The following is a 17,003-nucleotide window of genomic DNA, read 5'->3' as shown; positions in this document are numbered from 1 at the left end:
CCTTCTCCACCTCGCTCACCACGACGGTCTTCAGCCAACGCAGCAGGTGGTGGTTTGAAATCTCCCTCCGCAGGGCGACTCCGAGGGGCCTACCCTCATCTCTCGCACAGCACCAGACTCCAGGAGCCTTTGATCTACATCAGACACCTCTCATCTGTTCGTGGCACACAGGTCTTCAGTCNCCGCATCGCCACACCCGCGCCGCCACCCGAAACGCTGACCGCCGCTGTCAGATCACCGAACGCACCCGCCCGCACCCGCTAACGGGAATCGCGATCTTCATCCGCCTCAGTGATCCACGAGAAGCCGCCCAGGCGAACGGACGGACCTTCAGTGGTCCCCGGCCGCGAAGGCATCGAGGCTGGGGAGGGCGTTGCCGTTCGGGTCGAACATCGCCAGGTTGGCGGCCGGTATCGGCTCGCCCGGTTTCGGGCCGACGGTGAGCCAGCCCGGTTCCCACACGAAGAACCCGAGGCCGTGCCGGCCGGGCACCTCGCGCAGGATCCCGCGCAGCTGTTCGAAGTACTTCGCCTGCCCGGCGGGTGTCGCGGGCAGCGAAGCCGCGTCCGGCAGCTGCTCGGGTGAGCTGATCCAGTCACTCGGTTTCGCGTTGTCCAGGGTGTGCGGATAGGCGGTCTCCAGGACCAGGAGATCCCGGCCGTACCGGTTCGCCAGCATCGTGAGATTCGCCCNCAGGTCTGCCAGCGAGCCGTTCCAGTACGGGTAGTAGCTCAGGCCGATGATGTCGAAGGACGTGACTCCGGCCTGGATCAGGCTGTCGAAGAAGTAGCGCGAACGGCCGGTGTCCCCTCCGCTGTCGACGTGGAGGATCACCGGCAGATCGCGGCTCGGGGCGCTTTCACGGGCGCCGGCGATGGCGCTGTTCACCAGCCCGGCGAGCCGGGCCCATTCCGCCGGGGTCCCCTCCCGGACGGAGCCGAGCGGCCAGAGAATGCCGTTGGTGATCTCGTTGCCGATCTGGATCAGATCGACCGGCGTGCCCTGGGCGGCGAATCTCGCGACGAGCCCGCGGGTGTACTCCCTGATTCTCTCCCGCATGGTGGCGAGATCGGCACCATGCCAGGCGGCCGGTGGCTCCTGCGCGTGCGGATCGGCCCAGAAATCCGAGTAGTGCGGTGCCAGCAGAATCCGCAGCCCGGCGTTCTTCGCCCGGCGGGCGAGCGCCAGCGCCGCCTGTTCGTCGCTGTATCCGTCGGGCGGGTCGACCCAGACCCGCAGTCGGGCGTAGTTGCCGCCGTGGGCGGCGAGAATCCGTTCGATCGGGAGATCCTGACCACCGTCCCGCAGGACCGTTCCGGCGGCCTCCTCCTGCGGCGTGAAGGAGATGTCCGCACCGCGGACGCCGAGAACGTCGCCGGCCGGTTCGCCACGCGAGGCCACTTCGGCAAGCAGGAGGATGACCAGCACCGCGACCGCCAGCAGCAGGATCGCCGGGCGGGCGGCACGGCTCCTTCGCACGATCCGCCCTCCCGTGTCGGCCGCGCGCGTCCTCCCGGGGACGAGCGCACCGCGAACCCGCAAGATACCCGTTCCGCCGACCCGCTCGGCTCTCTCGGCATCTCCGTCTTGTCCGCGGGAATTCCCGGACCAGCGATCGGCCGGCGACGTGCGGGCACAGCCCGGTCGCTCTACGCGCAGATTTTGCCAAGTTGCCCGTTATGGCCTAGCGTGACGACCGTCCGAGCTACGCCGATCAAGAGGTCAACTCTCGATCGGAATCCCGGAGGGGGCCAGGAAGGGCAATGACAGGTCATTTACCGGTCAGCCGCTCGCCATTCATGCGGGCCACCGGCGATGTGCCCTGCGTCATTCACCTCCAGGGCCGGGCCACCGCGCGCTGAAGAACTCCTCCGAAGGAGGAGCGCGCTGTCACCCCGGTAGGTGACAGCGCCCGGCCGGTCGCCAGCGTGCCCGCGTTCCGCTGAACGAGATCAGCCGCTGCTCCGTTTTCGCCGCGCCTTCGAACGCGCGCTCCGCGGCCCGTTGGGGGGAGATTTCAGGTGCCCAGCTCGCTACGTGACGGCGCCCCGACCCCGCTGCCGGCGGGCAGTCCACCACCGCTGCCGGCCGGCGACCGGGTCGGGCAGCTGACCGTTCCCCTGCAGTACCGCTCCGCTCCCCCGCAGTACCGCCTCGCTCCCGCGGAATACCGCTCCCCTGCCCCGGAGTACCGCTCCCCCGCCCCGGGCGGCCGCCCGGGTGCCCCGGCAGGCCAGCCCGCGGTCAGGGTCCGGGCGGTCGCCGCGATGAGCCGGCGGCAACGGCGGCAGTACCTGCTGATCGTGACCGCCTGGCTGGCGGCCGTCATCTTCTTCTGGCAGTGGTGGCTGCGGCCCGGCAACATCGGCTCACTACCGCTGTTCGTGTTGATGTCGTTTTCCTTCTGCTACGTCGGCACGTTTCTCGCCTCGATGTACCTGGTCTTCGTGAAGAACATGCGGCGGCCGGTTCCCATCCCGGTGCGGCGGGCCGAGCGGGCGGCCCCGATCGGCCGGGTGGCGGTGATCAGCCTGACGGTGCCCGGCTCCGAGTCGCTGGAGATCGTGCGCCGCCAGCTGGTCTCGATGAGCCGCATCAGCTACCCGCATGACAGCTGGATCCTCGTCGACAAGGTCTCCTCCCCGGAGATCGAGGAGCTGGCCCGGTCGGTGGGCGTCAGGTACTTCTCCCGGCACGACGAGGCCCGCTGGGGCACGTCCGGCGTGGCGGCCTGGAACCGCAGGTTCCCGCCCTTCCAGCGCAGGACGAAAGCCGGGAACGTCAACAGCTGGCTCGACGCCCACGGGCACCGGTACACGCACTTCACCCAGCTCGACATCGACCACATCCCGAATCCCGACTACCTGGACCGGGTGCTCGGCTACTTCGCCGATCCGAAGGTGAAGTGGGTCCAGGCGCCGAGCGTGTACGGCAACTTCGAGCACTGGACGGCCCGCGGCGCCGCCGAGCAGGAGCTGGGGCTGCAGGGCCCGCTCCAGATGGGCTTCTACGGGTTCTCCCGGACCCCCTTCATCATCGGCAGCCACTGCACCTACGACACCGCGGCGATTCAGGAGATCGGTGGCTTCCAGCCGACCAGGGCGGAGGACCATCTCGACACGGTCTGCCTCGCCGCGCGTGGTTACCAGGGTGTCTTCGTTCCCGATGTGATCGCGGTGGGCGACGGGCCCGAGACCTTCGAGACCTACCTTTCCCAGCAGTTCGCCTGGGCGTACTCGATGATCGAGGTGCTGCTGCGCCACACCCCGCGGCTGTTGCGGCGCTACCGGCCGCGGCAGGCGGTCCAGTTCCTCTTCGCGCAGACCTGGTACACCCTCTGGTGTCTTTCGATGCTGGCCCTGTTCGCCCTGCCGCTGGCCGCGCTGTGCCTGAACACGCGGATCGCGAGGATCCACTATCTGGACTTCGTCGGCCACAGCCTCCCGCTGAGTGCGGTGGCGGCCGGGATCTGGCTGTGGAGCCGGCCCTGGCACGTGCCGTCCGGGATGCGCCTGACCTGGCGCGGAATGGTGCTGCACGCCGCCCGCTGGGTGGTGGTCCTCTCCGCTCTCGTCCAGGTCGTGCTGCGGGTCAAGAAGCCCTACATGATCACTAAGAAGGGGGTCGGGGACGACGCCGGCGCGCTCTCCCTCCGCCTGGTCGTGCCCTACGTCGCCCTGGTGCTGCTTCCCCTGGTGACCTGCTGGTTCCACCTCCTCAGCTACGACTCGGGCCCGGCCGCGGGCTATCTCCTGTTCGCCCTCCAGGACGCGCTGGTGTTCCTGCTGGTGGTGGCATTCGTGCTCGCGCAGGAGATCCGGCTCGCACCGGGCGACGAAACTCCGCTCGCGCGCCGGCTGCGCCGCCAGCGGCGGCCGCTGCTGACGACGGGCGTGCTCGCCGTGGCGACGGCGGTCACCGCGGCCGCCTGCGCGCAGCCACTGTGGGCGGCGGTCACCGCGGTCTGACGCCGGCACCGGCACGTCTGTCACCAGCGCCTGGTGTCGACCGTCTCCGAAGCTCAGGCCCGCCCGGGTAAGTCGGCCCCGAGCACATCCTGCTGGTTGTCGAGGTCGTCTCACCGGGCTCGGAGACGACGGACCGGCCCGTCAAGGCCGAGCAGTACGCGAAGGCCGGAATCTCCTACTACTGGCGGGTCGAACAGCCACCCGCCGGGGTCCCGGTCATGTACCCACGTCCTCGACCCGGCCAGCCGGACCTACCGCGACGGCGAGGTCTCCACCGGCCTCGTCGACGCCGTCGCGCCGTTCCCGGTCAGAATCGACCTGACCCGCCTGTAGCCGGCAGGGCTCACGACGCCAGCCGCTCGCGCGGGTCGCGGAGTGAGCCGGCGGGTTCGGCCCTGCCGTCGGGCTGGTTGATCTCGGCCCACACCTCGTCGAGGGAGCGGCCGAGGACGTCGGCGACCGCCGCGATGGTCGGGAAGGCGGGGGTGGCCACACGACCGGTACAGTTATTGGCACGCTAGAAGGGCACCGCATGATCGAGATCCTGACCNCCGCCAAAGTGGCCCAGGCAAAGGACACCGGCGCCCTGGTCGCAGACATTCTGCAGACTCTGAAGAGCCGCAGCACAGTCGGCACCAGCCTCCTGGACATCGACCGGTGGACCAAGGCCATGATCGCCGAGGCCGGGGCGCAGTCCTGCTACGTCGACTACGAGCCGTCCTTCGGGCGGGGGCCGTTCGGNCACTACATCTGCACGGGGGTCAACGACGCCGTGCTGCACGGGCTGCCGCACGACTACCGGCTCGCCGACGGCGATCTGCTGTCACTCGACCTGGCCGTCACCAGGAACGGAGTCGCCGCGGACTCCGCCGTCAGCTTCATCGTGGGCGACACGCGGCCCCCGGGGAGCGTCGCGCTGATCGACGCGACCGAACGCGCGCTGTCGGCCGGGATAGCCGCCGCCGGCCCGGGAGCTCGCATCGGCGACATCTCGCACGCCATCGGCTCCGTCCTCAGCGAGGCCGGGTACTCGATCAACACCGATTTCGGCGGCCACGGCATCGGATCGACGATGCACCAGGACCCACATGTCTCCAACTCCGGGCGGCCCGGCCGCGGTTACAAACTGCGCCCCGGCCTGCTGCTGGCCCTGGAGCCGTGGGTCATGGCGGACACCGCCGAGCTCGTCATGGATGCCGACGGCTGGACCCTGCGAAGCGCCACCGGCTGCCGGACGGCGCACAGCGAGCACACGATCGCGATCACCGACGACGGCGTCGAGATCCTCACCCTGCCGCAGCATCTGCGGCCGTGAATCCAGGCGCCCGTGAAGCGAGCCGGGCGTGAAGCCAGCCGGGCGTGCAGCCAGATGGGCGCGGGCGCGGTTGCTGGAGTACGCGCCGGTGCCGATCCAGGGCAGTCCGAGCCTCATCCTCGCCACTCCCCTCATCAGTTAACTGTTTGAACTGTATTATCGGTTTGCGGGGGAGGCCAGCGCTGCTGGGAGCCAGAGGTGCCAGAGGTGAAGGAGTGGCCGTGACCGAGGTGACCGACGGAAGGTTCGGCGTACTGACGGACGAGGCGTTCACGCGCTCACGGGCGCGGATCGGCATCCCCGAGCGACCGCTCGTCCCGCACAACTTCGAGGTGACCGCGGACGGCACCCGGCACTTCTGCTACGGGTACGGCGATGACAACCCGCTCTACTGCGACCCCGCCTACGGCAAGGGCACCCGCTGGGGCACCCTGGTCGCGCCGCCGAACTTCCTCTACACGATGGGCGAGAGCGTCGCCGGCCCGCACACCCCCGAGCAGAAGCAGCTGCTCAGGGGCGATCCGTTCGCCGGCCTCGGCTCCTACCAGGCCGTGATGGAGTTCGAGTGGTACCGGCCGCTCGTCCTCGGGGACCGCTGCGGCGTGCTGCGCGCCCAGGTCGGTGTGCAGGACAAGCCGTCGCGGTTCGGGGGCCGCACCGCCCACGTCACCCACGACTTCCTGTTCGCCAACGGGGCCGGCGAAATCCACGCCGTGCAGCGCGGCACCTGGATCAACGCCGAGCGGCACACCACCCGCAAACGCGCCGAGGGAGCGGCCAGGCCGGCCATCGACCTCACCTCCCCCTACACCGCCGAGCAGCTCGCCGAGATCGACGCGGCCTACGACGCGGAGACCCGCCGCGGCGCCGAGCCGCGCTACTGGGAGGACGTCCAGGTCGGCGACGAGATCCAGCCGCGGGTCAAGGGCCCGCTCACCGTCACCGACGTCGTCGTCTGGCACGTCGGCTGGGGCATGCAGCTCACCCCGCCCGGCGCCTACGGCATCTCCCGCCGGATCCGGAAGAAGGTTCCCGGCCTCTACCCGCCGAACGCCCGCAACATCCCGGACACTGTGCAGCGGCTGCACTGGGAACCGCAACGCGCCCGGGAGCTCGGCATCCCGATGACCTACGACTACGGCGCGATGCGCGAGACCTGGCTGACCCACGCGATCACCGCCTGGATGGGCGACGACGCCTGGCTGTGGAAACTGTCCTGCCAGCACCGCAGGTTCAACTACATCGGCGACACCTCCTGGGTGCGCGGCCGGGTGACCGGCAAGGCCGAGTCCGCGGTCGGCCACGAGGTCCACCTGGACGTCCGGGTGGAAAACCAGCGCGGCGAGACCACCACCCCGGGTACCGCGGTGGTGCTGCTGCCCACCCGCGACCGCCCCGTGGCCCTGCCGACGCCGCCCGCCGACACCCTCCAGGGCATGCTCGACTACGACATCGCCCGCCTGGCCGAGCCGACCGAGTAGACCGGCGCCGAGGGCCGGCCCCACCGGGGCCGAGGGCCGGCCCGGTGGGTCAGCGCAGGGTCCAGGAGGGCTTCGCGAAGCTCTCGCGGGACACCTGGGCGGTTCCGATCGGGTTGCCGCGCATCGGATAGTTCCAGGCGACGGCCTGGGCGGCCGCCCGGTCCATGCCGAGCGTCTCCCAGACGGCCTTCACCGTTCCCTGGACCGCCGCGGGCGGCTTGGCCGCGATCCGCCGGGCCAGCGCATCGACATGAGCATGCAGGCCGGCGTACGGGACGAGTTCGGTGACCAGGCCGATCTCGTAGGCGCGCCGCGCCGACATCCGCTCGTCCAGGCCGAGCAGCGCCCAGCGCATCACCTCGCCGAGAGGCACCCGCCGGGCCAGGCCGATCGGCTCGAGCGCCGAGGTCAGGCCGTAGGAGACGTGCGGGTCGAAGAACGTCGCGTCGTCGGCGGAGACGATGAAGTCCACGTCGTTGAGCCAGTAGAACGCCCCGCCGGCGACCATGCCGTGGACGGCGGCGACGACCGGTTTCCACACCCGGTTCGCCCGCGGCGAGAGACCCAGGCCGGGGTCCTCCTCCGTCCAGATGTTCGCCGGGAACCGCCAGCCCTCGCTCACGTCGATTCCGGTGCAGAACGCGCGGTCCCCGGCGGCCCGGAGCACCACGACGCGGATGTCGTCATCGGCGCGCACCCGTCCCCAGAGGTCGGCGAACTCCTCGACCATCTCCAGGGTGAATGCGTTGAGCGCGTCGGGGCGGTTGAGGGTCACGGTCGCGACGTGGTCGGCCACGTCGAACAGAACGGTCGTGTAGGTCATGTCGCTCTCCCTGCCGCGAGCCGCGGCCGGGCTGCGGGCCGCGACCGGGCTGCGCTCGTGGACCAGGCCGGCGTTCGCGACCCGCCACCCGTCGTGGCCTCCCGCGACCGACACATCGACACATCAAGTAGCTAACTAATTTTACTGGTTGATTGTTATCATATCGAGGCCGGCGGATCTCGTTGATCACAATCTCCCGCTCCGGGAGCCGGGCCCACCGGGAGTCGGCGGGGGCGCATCGGGCCGGCCCGGCGTCAGGCAGAGAGGCGGCGTCATGGATTTCGAGCTCAGCGAGGAGCAGGCGATGCTCCGGGAGGCGGCACGCGCCATGCTGGCCGCCACCTGCCCACCGCGCCTGGTCCGCTCGGTCGCGGACGCCGGTGCCGACCTGGACGAGAAGCTGTGGGCCCGGGGCCTCGAGCTGGGCTGGCCGTCGCTGGCGGTGCCGGCGGACGTCGGCGGCGCCGGGCAGGGGCTGGTCGAGCTGTGCCTGGTGGCCGAGGAGGTCGGCCGCGCGGCGGCGCCCGGGCCGTTCGTCGAGTCGGCGCTGGCCGCGGCCGCCGCCGCGGCCGGCGGAGCACCCGGGACCGTCGTCGACGGCCTGGCGGAGGGTGCGCTTCGGGCCACCGTGGCCGACGCCGCGGTACCCGGCGTGGTGCACGCGGCCGGCTCCGTCGACCACCTGCTCGTGCTCGCCCCGACCGGCGCCCGGCTGCTGCCGCCCGCGGACCCGCGCCGACGGGTCACCATGGACGTCACCCGCGGCTGGTACGCGGTGTCCGTCGAGGAGGGCAGGGGCGTCCCGCTGGACCTTGACCCGGCCTGGTGGCACGCGGCGATGACGGTCCTCACCGCGGCCGACGCCCTCGGCGTCGGCGAGCGGCTGCTCGCCATGACGGTCTCCTACGCCAGCGTGCGCGAGCAGTTCGGCCGCCCGATCGGTTCGTTCCAGGCCGTGAAGCACAAGTGTGCCGAAATGCTGATCACACTCAAGGGCGTGCGGGCCGCGACCTACCGGGCCGCGATGACCCTGGATGCCCACCTGCCCGAAGGCCCGCTGTGGGCGAGCGTCGCCAAGGCGCACGCCGGCGAGGGAATCAGCGCCCTCGCCGGCACCGCCCTGCAACTACACGGCGGTATCGGCTTCACCTGGGAACACGACCTGCACCTCTATCTGCGACGGGCCAAGGCCGACGAGGCCGTGTGGGGAAGCGCCCCGTTCCATCACCGGCAGGTCGCGGCCCACCTCACGGCCTCCTGACATCCGCCGGCGCGCGGCCGCCGGGCCGGCAGGTCGCGCGCCGGTTCAGCGGGGCGGCATCGCCGGATCGTGGGGCAGTCTGAGAACCTGCTCGGCGATGGTGTTGCGCTGGATCTCCGCCGTGCCGGCCCCGATCGTCGAGGCGCGGGTGCTCAGGAACCCGGCCAGCCACCGGCCCCGCTGCACCGCCTGCTCGGACGGCTTCGTCACGATCCCGTCGGGGCCGAGCATGTCCACCGCGAACTCGTGCAGGTCCTGCTCGAACGCCGTGATCAACAGTCGGGAGACCGACGACCCCGGGCCGGGCTCGCCCCGGGTCAGGATGCCGTGGACGGTCCGCTCGGCGTTGTACCGCAGCAGCCGCACCCGGATCTCGAAGTCGGCGAGCCGCGCGCGAACCGCGGGCTCCCCGGTCAGCCCGCGTTCCCTGGCCAGCGCGACCAGTTCGGTCAGCACCCGCCGGTAGGACGCCGCCTGTTCCATCGCGCCGGCCGCCCGCTCATGCCCCAGCGAGGTACGGACCAGCTGCCAGCCGCCGTTCTCCGCACCGATCCGGTTCGACACCGGCACCCGGACGTCGTCGAAGAAGACCTCGGCGAAGACCGTCCCGCCGGCCAGGTCCCGCAGCGGCCGGATCGTCACCCCGGGGGCGTGCGCGTCGATCACCAGATAGGTGATGCCCTTCTGCCGGGACGCCCGCGGGCCGGTGCGCACCAGGCAGAACAGGACGTCGGCCAGCACCCCGGCGGAGGTCCAGACCTTCTGGCCGTTCACGACGTACTCGCCGCCCTCCCGGCGCGCGGTGGTGCGCAGCGCCGGCAGGTCCGAGCCGGCTTCCGGTTCGGAGTAGCCCTGGCACCAGACCTCGTCACCGCGCAGCATCGGGCGCAGCCACTTCTGCTTCTGCTCCGCGGTGCCGTACCGGACGATGGTCGGCGCCACGATGCCGAGTCCGGTGCCGAGCGGCCCCGGAACCCTGGCTCGCGCCAGTTCCTCCCGGTAGATCACCTGCCGGCTGAACGACAGATCCATCCCCCCGACCTCGCGCGGAAAGGACGGGCCCGCGTAGCCGTGGTCGTAGAGGGTGGCCTGCCAGTCCCTGGTCCACCCCAACCGCGCGCGGGGGTCCTTCGGCCGCGGGCCCGGCGAGTGCGCGTCGAGGAACGCGCGCAGGATCGCCCGAAACTCCTCGTCGGTCGCCGCGTCGACGGCATGCCCGCCGGCGGCGCCCTGATCAGTGATCTTCCGGTCGGCGGAGTCAGCGAAGTGGCCGGAGTCGGCGGAATTGGCGGAATCGGCGGAATCGGCGGTCGGTTGGTCGGCCGAAATCGTCATGATCAGATTCCCGCCAGCTCGGCGACGCGGGCACGGTGCCGCGCCGGGGTCCCGAACAGCAGCTCGGCGGTCTTGGCCCGCCGCAGGTACAGGTGCGCGGGGTGCTCCCAGGTGAACCCGATGCCGCCGTGGATCTGGATGTTCTCCTTGGCCGCGTGCGTGTATGCCGTGGCGCACCAGGCCGCGGCGAGCGAGGCGGCCAGCGGACCCTCCGGGTCGCCGGCGGCGAGCATCGCGGTGGCGGCCTCGGCCGCGACCCGGGCCGCCTCGATCTCGCACAGCAGATCGGCGCACCGGTGCTTGATGGCCTGGAAGGAACCGATCGGCCGGCCGAACTGCACCCGGATCTTCGCGTACTCGACGGCCATCTCCAGCGCCGCCGCCGCCCCGCCCGCCTGCTCGGCCGCCAGCGCCGCCGCGACCAGGTCGCCCACCCGGGCCAGCACCGCGGCCGCGTCGCCGGCGAGCCGGGTCGCGGGCACGCCGTCCAGCGTGACGGTCGCCAGCGGACGGGTGAGGTCCAGGTTGGGCAGTGGCTCGCGGCGCAGCCCCGGCGGGCCGCCGGCGGCGGCGTCGACGGCGGCGGCGTCGACGGCGAACAGCGCGACCTCGCCACCCGCCCGCGCGGCGAGCAGCAGCAGCCCGGCCGTGTCGCCGTCCACGACGAACCGCTTGGTGCCGGTCAGCGTCCAGCCGCCGTCGTCGGCCGCGGCCGCCGTGGTCGTGACCCCGGCGGTGTCGATCTCACCGGTGAGGTCGCCGACGGCGAGCGTGGCGGTCAGCTCACCGGCGGCGATCCCCGGCAGCCAGGCCGCCCGCGCGGCCTCGTCCGAGCAGGTCGTCAGCGTCTGGCCGGCGAGCACGACGCTGGAGAAGTACGGCCCGACGAACAGCGCGCGGCCCAGCTCCCCGGCCACGACGCCGAGCTCGACCGGGCCCATCCCGGCCCCGCCGTACTCCTCGGGAATCGCGATGCCCTGCAGGCCCACCTGCTCGGCCATCTGCCGCCACACCTCGTCGTCGCGCACCCGGCCGCTGTCGACCAGCGCGCGTACGCGGGCGGTGGTGGAGGTGTCCGCGAGGAAGTCGCGGGCCAGCGCCCGCAGCTCCTCCTGCTCCTCGGTCAGGCCGCCGATCATGAGATCGCTCCCGTCCCGCCACCCGGTGCCACCCGATCCGCGGGTGCGCTCCGGCGGAAGACCGGCAGCAGCCAGCCATCCGCGATGGGGTGGAAGTCCACGGTCAGTTCCATCCCGATGGCGACCTCGGCGGGGTCGACATCCACCACGTTGCTGACCAGCCGGGCACCGGGGGCGTCCGGCAGGTCGACGACGACCGGCACCACCGTGATCTCCGGCAGCCCCGGGAAACCGTGCACCACGGCGAACGAATAGACCGTGGCCCGCCCCGAGAGCGTCACCCAGTCCACGTCGGTGGACTGGCACTGCGGGCAGTAGGGCGTCGGCGGCAGCCGGAAGTGCCCGCAGCGCCCGCACCGCGGCGCCACCAGCCGCCGCTCTTTCGCCGCGGCCCAGAACGGCTCCGTCGTCGGATTCGTCGCGATCCGGATCGTCTCGCCCGGAAGCGCGGTCGCGAGCGGGCTCATCGGTCGTCTCTCCCCAGAATCAGGCCGGAGACCGGCAGGCTCGCCGGCCCCCCCGTCACCAACGCGTACTCGGCACCGTTCACCTGGTTGACGGCCGTCCCCCGCAGCTGCTCCACGCCCTCCACGATGTGCGTCATCCCGATGATGTATGCCTCGGACAGCTGCCCACCGTGCGTGTTCACCGGCACCTGCCCCGGCTTCGGATCGGGCGAGTACCGGATGTTCCCACCGAGGACGAAATCGTTCCCCGCGCCCCGCTCGCAGAAGCCGTAGTCCTCCAGCTGCATCAGCACCATCGGCGAGAAATGGTCATACAGCAACGCGACGTCGATGTCCGCCGCCGTCAGCCCGGACTGCTTGTACAGCCGCCGCGCGATCGGCTGGTTCCCCGCGGACGCGAAGTACTCGTCCGGCATTCCCATCCACGCGAACGCGCGGCCCCACTCACGGCGCCCGCCATGCGCCACCGCCACCACCGGAACCGGCACCTGCCGCAGGTCACGCGCCCGCTCCAGGCTCGTCGTCACCACCGCGACCGCCCCGTCCGTCTCCTGGCAGAAGTCGAACAGACACAACGGCTCCGCGATCATCCGCGCGGCGAAGTAGTCCTCCCGCGTCAACGGCCGGCCGCGGAAGCGGGCCTTCGGCCGGTTCTGCGCGTTCTCCCGCTCGACCAGCGCGATCTCGCAGAAGGCGTCCCGCGTCGTCCCGTACAGGTGCATGTGGCGACNGGCCAGCACCGACATCAGATGACCCGGGCCCGCCAACCCGCTCGGCTGTATGAAGGAACCCACCGGATCCGGCGCGAGCTGCGCGAACACCGTGCCCAGCCGGTGCTTGGCCTGCTGCAGCGCCATCACCGTCACCACGACGGTCGCGTCCCCGCTCACGATCCCCGCCCGGGCGAGCCCGACCGACCCCGCCGCCCCGCCACCACCCGACGTCAGCGACGCGGTGAACGTCACCTCGTCAATGCCGAGCGTCTCCATGAAGTCGGCGGTATCCATCTTGTCGCCATACCCGGCACCCGCCCCCGAGTAGTAGGCGAAACCGTCGATGTCCTTCACCGAGATCCCGGCATCGGCACACGCCGCCAGGATCGCCTCACCTGCCATATCGGTCGTCGTCCGCGGCCACGACTCACCGCGCCGGTAGTACTCCGTCGCCCCCACACCGACGATCGCGACGTCCCGCAACCCGTTCGAACCGGTCATGCGCTGCTGCCTCTCCCCGTCAGCCGTCGATGACGTCGGTGCTCGCGGGCACCGGCGGCACGTCCGGGAAAAGCTCGTAGAACGTGCCCTGAGTAATCCGCTGCCGGGTTTCGGGACGCGCGTCGGCGAGCAGGCCCTGGAGGGTCTTCTGGGTGTGGCCGAACGTGCCCTCCATATGCGGGTAGTCCGACCCGAACATGACATTGCGGTAGCCCAGCGCCTCGCACGTGGGAACGGCCGTCTCGTCATGCTGGAAGGAGGCGTAGACCTGGGTCATCAGGATCTCCTTCGGGTCGCGGGAGAGCTTCGGGCGCACGGCCACGTGGTGCTGGCGGTAGCCCTCGCGCAGCCGGTCACCGAGGAACGGGATCCAGCTCGCGCCCCCCTCGGAAATGAGGACCTTCAGGTCGGGGTGGCGGTCGAGCGCGCCGGACGCGACCAGCTTCATCGCGGCCCGCTGGCCGGAGAACGTCGTTTCCGCGTAGTTCATGACCGCGCCGCCGGGGCCGCGGTACGTCTGGCCGAGGCCGCCGCTGGTGACGTCGACGGGATCGGTGCCGATGTGGAAGGCCACGACCAGGCCCGCCTGTTCGCAGGCGGCCCACAGCGGCTCCCAGTCGTCGCGGTTCCAGTCCGCGGCGCTCGGGTGGGGGGTGGTCGGGAGGAAGACCGCCCGGAAGCCGTTCTCGGCGAGCCACTCGATCTCCTCGACGGCGTCCCCTGGCCGCAGCGTCGAGACCTGGCCGGTCACGACGTAGCGAGCCGAGACGGGCAGCAGCTCCTCCAGGGCGTACTGGTTGCTCGCGCGCATGCAGGCCCTGAGCAGCTCGGGGGTCCGGAAGGTGGCGGACCACATACCCAGGCTCGGGAAGATCACCTCTCCCCAGACGCCCTCCCTGTCCAGGTCGGCAAGCCGGGCGGCGGGGTCGCGCACCCCCTGGGGCCGGTGGCTGTCCGCCACGAACTTCACGGCGGCCGAGCTGGGCAACCGGCGCCGGAAGGTCTGACCGTCGACCGAGACCGTCTCCCACTCGCCGTCGGGGTCCTTGACGGCCTTGGGGGTGAGATCGGCCAACGCCTTCGGCAGGCGGGCGGTCCACACGTCGTCAGGCTCGATGAAGTGCGAGTCGCCCGAGTTGGTCCACATCTTGAGCATGTCCGCTCCGACCATGAGGTAATACAGCTTAATCAGTTAGATGTTGCCAGCACGGTGCCGCGCCGACAAGGCTCCCGACGGCATGCGTCGACGATCACGACGCCGAACGCAGGGTGGACATCCGATCAGAACTATCAGTTAGCTTATTTAGTTGTTACTGTAGGCCGGACATCCCGCCCCATCAAGGGATGGCCGCAAGGGCCGGGCCGGGCGGTGGGCACCCGCGGACGGCCCGGGTTCGCGGGGCGCCCGGTTCGGCCGCTGGTTCTGAAGCACCACCCGCCCGCTTCCTCGACCGCTCAGGAGACCCGGTGACCGACAACCCACCCTCAGCCGACGCGCTGCCCGGCGGACCGCTGCGCGGCGTGCGAGTGCTCGAACTCGCCGGGATCGGCCCCNGGCCCATGGCCGCCCTGCTGTTACACGAACTCGGCGCCGACGTCCTGCGGGTCGAACGACCGGCCGCGGTCGGCACACCGCCCGACTGGCTCGCCCGCGGCCGCCGCTGCACCGTCGCCGACCTGAAGGACCCGTCGGCCCGCGAGGCGGTGCTGAGCCTCGCCGCCCAGGCCGACGTGCTCATCGAGGGCTTCCGGCCGGGGGTCGCCGAACGCCTCGGACTCGGCCCCGACGAGATCCACGCCCGCAATCCCGCCCTCGTCTACGGCCGGATGACCGGCTGGGGCCAGGACGGACCGTGGGCACCCACCGCCGGCCACGACATCAACTACATCGCCCTCACCGGGGTGCTCGGCGCCATCGGCACCGCCGGCGGACCGCCGCAGATTCCGCTCAACCTCGTCGGCGACTTCGGCGGCGGCGCCCTCTACCTGGTCATGGGCGTGCTCGCCGCGCTGCACGAGGCCCGCTCCTCCGGCCGCGGCCAGGTCGTGGACTGCGCCATCGTCGACGGCACCACCTCACTCGCCGCCATGATCTGGGCCATGCGCGACCAGGGCGTGTGGACCGACACCCGCGGCACCAACCTCCTCGACTCCGGCGCCCCCTACTACGCCGTCTACGAGACCGCGGACGGAGGCTGGTTCTCGGTCGGCGCGATCGAGCCACAGTTCTACGCCCAGTTCGTCGACCTGCTCGGCCTGCCGGAATGGGCGGACGCGCAGCACGACACCGCCCGCTGGCCCGCCCTGCGCGCCGCCATCGCCACGGCCTTCGCCGGCCGCACCCGCGCCGAATGGGAGGCCGTCTTCACCGGCACGGACGCCTGCGCCGCACCGGTACTCGGCTGGGACGAGGCCGGCAAGCACCCGCACATGGCCGCCCGGGGGAACCTGGTCGACATCGGCGGCGCGACCGTGCCCGCGCCGGCCCCCCGCTTCTCCAGAACCCCCGGGCGCGTCGCCGGGCCCGCGCCGGCGGTCGGCAGCACCCCGCTCTCCGCGGCGCAGACCCGCTGGAACACCAGATAGGACGAACACCAGAAAGGACGTCCCGGAGGCGCCTGCTGGCGCCTGCTGTCAGACGGCCCCTTCGTCGATGATCAGCCAGGGCTGGTCACCGCTGTCACGGGCCAACAGGTAGCCCCAGATGACGTGGCCGTTCGGCAGCGACTCGGGGACCTCCTGCAGCAGCGTGAAGTTCACGGGCACGTGGACCACCTGCCGGTACCCCGCCGCGAGCGAACCCTGGTCGCCGTTCCTCGTGATCGACTGACCGATATTCAGATCGGTAATGCTGATCACGTTACGGAACCAGCTGTCCAACTCAGCGCCGACCGTCGCGGCGTGCTGTGCCGAATGGAACTGCCGGGCCGTGTCGATGTCGTGCTGGTTCAACGCCCTGACGTAGGCGGAAACCACCTCGGCAGGCGACGCGGCGGCCGCGGGAAGCGAAACGGGCTGCGTCGGGGCCGAGTGCGCCGGGGGCAGGCCGGTGGACACCGGAGTTGTCACGGCCGGCCGCGCCGCGCTGCCTCCGCCGCCTCCGCCGCCTCCGCACGCGGCCAACACCAGCAAAGGCAACACGGTGAGCAGCTTCCGTCGCTTCCCCATCCGGCCGACCTTGCCACTTCTCGCGCCCCGGTTCAACTATTCCGTAGGGCGCGACCGGAGCGGGACCCGCGCGACTCCTGAAACTGGTCCCAGGTGAGACCACACCCCGTTAATTGACTGAACCACAGCTACCCAGGGACACAAACGCGATTCCGCACGCGATGGAGCAACGAGTCCTGACGACCTGTTCTCCAGGACACGCAGCGCGGTGAGGCTTGCGCTATTCTGGCCACGCGTGCGGGACGAACGGGGGCATCGTGCAGAGCTATGAGTTCGCGACGATGGAATGGCTCTGGGACCAAGGCTCCATCCAGATCAACCTGCCCGGTGGCCNGGAGATGACGGCCGCCGGATCTTTCAAAGAGGTAGTCGCGGAGCTCGGCGCGCTGGGCAGCCAGGGGTGGGACGTGGCCTCGTCCACCTCGTCCGGCAACTGGATCTTCTGGACGCTGCGACGGGTCTCCGGCCCACACTAACCGGGCAGGGTCTCAATCTCACTGCCGCCGGCCAGCGACGTACCCCCGGTCAGATCATGAAGTCAACGAACCGGGCGGGTGCGGGCGGGTGCGTTCGGTGATCTGACAGCGGCGGTCAGCGTTTCGGGTGGCGGCGCGGGTGTGGCGATGCGGTGACTGAAGACCTCGTCGTGTCTCCTCGGGAGGGGTGTTGACAATCCCGGTGGTGGAGAGGGCGCAAGCCCTCCGGCAGGGGAGACACAACGAGCCCTTCAGTCGCTGTCGGCGCACACCCGCGGACGGGCGGCGCGGGGGCGGGTGAGAGCTGTCGCGGGGCCTGTGTGGGCTCTGAAAGCCCTGGTGGCGGCGTTGTGGCG

At 71.0% G+C, this 17,003-nt stretch carries 13 protein-coding genes and 6 pseudogenes; 8 read left to right on the top strand and 11 right to left on the bottom strand.

Going from position 1 to position 17,003, the window contains the following annotated elements:
• Positions 1-330: 330 nt before the first annotated feature.
• A pseudogene (locus tag UG55_RS43865) lies at positions 331-692 on the bottom strand (glycosyl hydrolase 53 family protein); the annotation flags it as partial.
• Position 693: 1 nt separating this feature from the next.
• Positions 694-1,479 (bottom strand): glycosyl hydrolase 53 family protein (locus tag UG55_RS25645; protein ID WP_242425115.1); only part of this gene is annotated, 786 nt, incomplete at its 3' end.
• 542 nt (positions 1,480-2,021) lie between these two features.
• On the opposite strand from UG55_RS25645, the gene UG55_RS25640 reads away from it, so the two are divergent.
• Together UG55_RS25640 and UG55_RS27955 are read left to right on the top strand one after the other, a co-directional pair.
• Positions 2,022-3,968 carry a glycosyltransferase family 2 protein gene (locus UG55_RS25640; RefSeq protein WP_242425114.1) on the top strand — a complete coding sequence of 649 codons (1,947 nt, stop codon included), beginning with the start codon at positions 2,022-2,024 and terminating at the stop codon, positions 3,966-3,968.
• Between the two features lie 77 nt (positions 3,969-4,045).
• A pseudogene (locus tag UG55_RS27955) lies at positions 4,046-4,301 on the top strand (Uma2 family endonuclease); the annotation flags it as partial.
• A 10-nt stretch (positions 4,302-4,311) separates the two neighbouring features.
• Here UG55_RS27955 and UG55_RS25635 read toward each other — a convergent pair.
• Positions 4,312-4,461: a hypothetical protein gene (locus tag UG55_RS25635; protein WP_242425113.1), complete on the bottom strand. Its 150-nt coding sequence runs from the start codon at positions 4,459-4,461 to the stop codon at positions 4,312-4,314.
• Positions 4,462-4,519: 58 nt separating this feature from the next.
• On the opposite strand from UG55_RS25635, the pseudogene UG55_RS43860 reads away from it, so the two are divergent.
• The 3 genes and pseudogenes from UG55_RS43860 to UG55_RS25625 all read left to right on the top strand — a co-directional run.
• Positions 4,520-4,709, top strand: a pseudogene (locus UG55_RS43860) (type I methionyl aminopeptidase); the annotation flags it as partial.
• A 1-nt stretch (position 4,710) separates the two neighbouring features.
• Positions 4,711-5,283 (top strand): type I methionyl aminopeptidase (gene map / locus UG55_RS25630; RefSeq protein WP_242425112.1); only part of this gene is annotated, 573 nt, incomplete at its 5' end.
• A 221-nt stretch (positions 5,284-5,504) separates the two neighbouring features.
• On the top strand, positions 5,505-6,764 hold the full coding sequence (locus UG55_RS25625) for a MaoC family dehydratase N-terminal domain-containing protein (RefSeq protein WP_128423189.1): 1,260 nt from the start codon (positions 5,505-5,507) through the stop codon (positions 6,762-6,764).
• A gap of 49 nt (positions 6,765-6,813) precedes the next feature.
• On the opposite strand, the gene UG55_RS25620 is transcribed toward UG55_RS25625, so the two are convergent.
• Positions 6,814-7,587 carry an enoyl-CoA hydratase/isomerase family protein gene (locus tag UG55_RS25620; RefSeq protein ID WP_066074272.1) on the bottom strand — a complete coding sequence of 258 codons (774 nt, stop codon included), beginning with the start codon at positions 7,585-7,587 and terminating at the stop codon, positions 6,814-6,816.
• 274 nt (positions 7,588-7,861) lie between these two features.
• On the opposite strand from UG55_RS25620, the gene UG55_RS25615 reads away from it, so the two are divergent.
• Positions 7,862-8,848: an acyl-CoA dehydrogenase family protein gene (locus UG55_RS25615; RefSeq protein ID WP_066074255.1), complete on the top strand. Its 987-nt coding sequence runs from the start codon at positions 7,862-7,864 to the stop codon at positions 8,846-8,848.
• Between the two features lie 45 nt (positions 8,849-8,893).
• Here UG55_RS25615 and UG55_RS25610 read toward each other — a convergent pair whose 3' ends face one another.
• The 6 genes and pseudogenes from UG55_RS25610 to UG55_RS25590 all read right to left on the bottom strand — a co-directional run bounded on the left by UG55_RS25610 (position 8,894) and on the right by UG55_RS25590 (position 14,159).
• The gene (locus tag UG55_RS25610; RefSeq protein WP_083987204.1) at positions 8,894-10,183 is read right to left on the bottom strand and encodes an acyl-CoA dehydrogenase family protein; all 1,290 of its coding nucleotides are present in this window, start codon (positions 10,181-10,183) and stop codon (positions 8,894-8,896) included.
• A gap of 2 nt (positions 10,184-10,185) precedes the next feature.
• On the bottom strand, positions 10,186-11,322 hold the full coding sequence (locus UG55_RS25605; protein ID WP_066074252.1) for an acyl-CoA dehydrogenase family protein: 1,137 nt from the start codon (positions 11,320-11,322) through the stop codon (positions 10,186-10,188).
• Positions 11,319-11,789 carry a Zn-ribbon domain-containing OB-fold protein gene (locus UG55_RS25600; protein ID WP_066074250.1) on the bottom strand — a complete coding sequence of 157 codons (471 nt, stop codon included), beginning with the start codon at positions 11,787-11,789 and terminating at the stop codon, positions 11,319-11,321. The genes UG55_RS25605 and UG55_RS25600 overlap by 4 nt, the downstream gene beginning before the upstream one ends.
• A pseudogene (locus UG55_RS48280) lies at positions 11,786-12,519 on the bottom strand (thiolase C-terminal domain-containing protein); the annotation flags it as partial. The pseudogene UG55_RS48280 and the gene UG55_RS25600, both read right to left, overlap by 4 nt.
• A 1-nt stretch (position 12,520) precedes the next feature.
• A pseudogene (locus UG55_RS43855) lies at positions 12,521-13,003 on the bottom strand (thiolase); the annotation flags it as partial.
• A 19-nt stretch (positions 13,004-13,022) separates the two neighbouring features.
• Entirely contained in the window at positions 13,023-14,159 is a 1,137-nt protein-coding gene (locus UG55_RS25590; RefSeq protein WP_066074266.1) for an amidohydrolase family protein, read from the bottom strand.
• A gap of 311 nt (positions 14,160-14,470) precedes the next feature.
• On the opposite strand from UG55_RS25590, the pseudogene UG55_RS45790 reads away from it, so the two are divergent.
• Both UG55_RS45790 and UG55_RS25585 read left to right on the top strand, forming a co-directional pair.
• A pseudogene (locus UG55_RS45790) lies at positions 14,471-14,557 on the top strand (hypothetical protein); the annotation flags it as partial.
• A gap of 1 nt (position 14,558) precedes the next feature.
• On the top strand, positions 14,559-15,589 hold a 1,031-nt coding region (locus UG55_RS25585; RefSeq protein WP_242425109.1), incomplete at its 5' end, for a CaiB/BaiF CoA-transferase family protein.
• A 48-nt stretch (positions 15,590-15,637) separates the two neighbouring features.
• Here UG55_RS25585 and UG55_RS25580 read toward each other — a convergent pair.
• Positions 15,638-16,060 (bottom strand): hypothetical protein, encoded by a 423-nt coding sequence (locus UG55_RS25580; RefSeq protein ID WP_066074244.1) that lies wholly within the window; start codon positions 16,058-16,060, stop codon positions 15,638-15,640.
• Positions 16,061-17,003 lie beyond the last annotated feature (943 nt).

This window comes from Frankia sp. EI5c, from assembly GCF_001636565.1.
In the GTDB taxonomy this organism is placed as follows: domain Bacteria; phylum Actinomycetota; class Actinomycetes; order Frankiales; family Frankiaceae; genus Parafrankia.
This window is presented reverse-complemented; position numbering and strand designations above follow the sequence as displayed.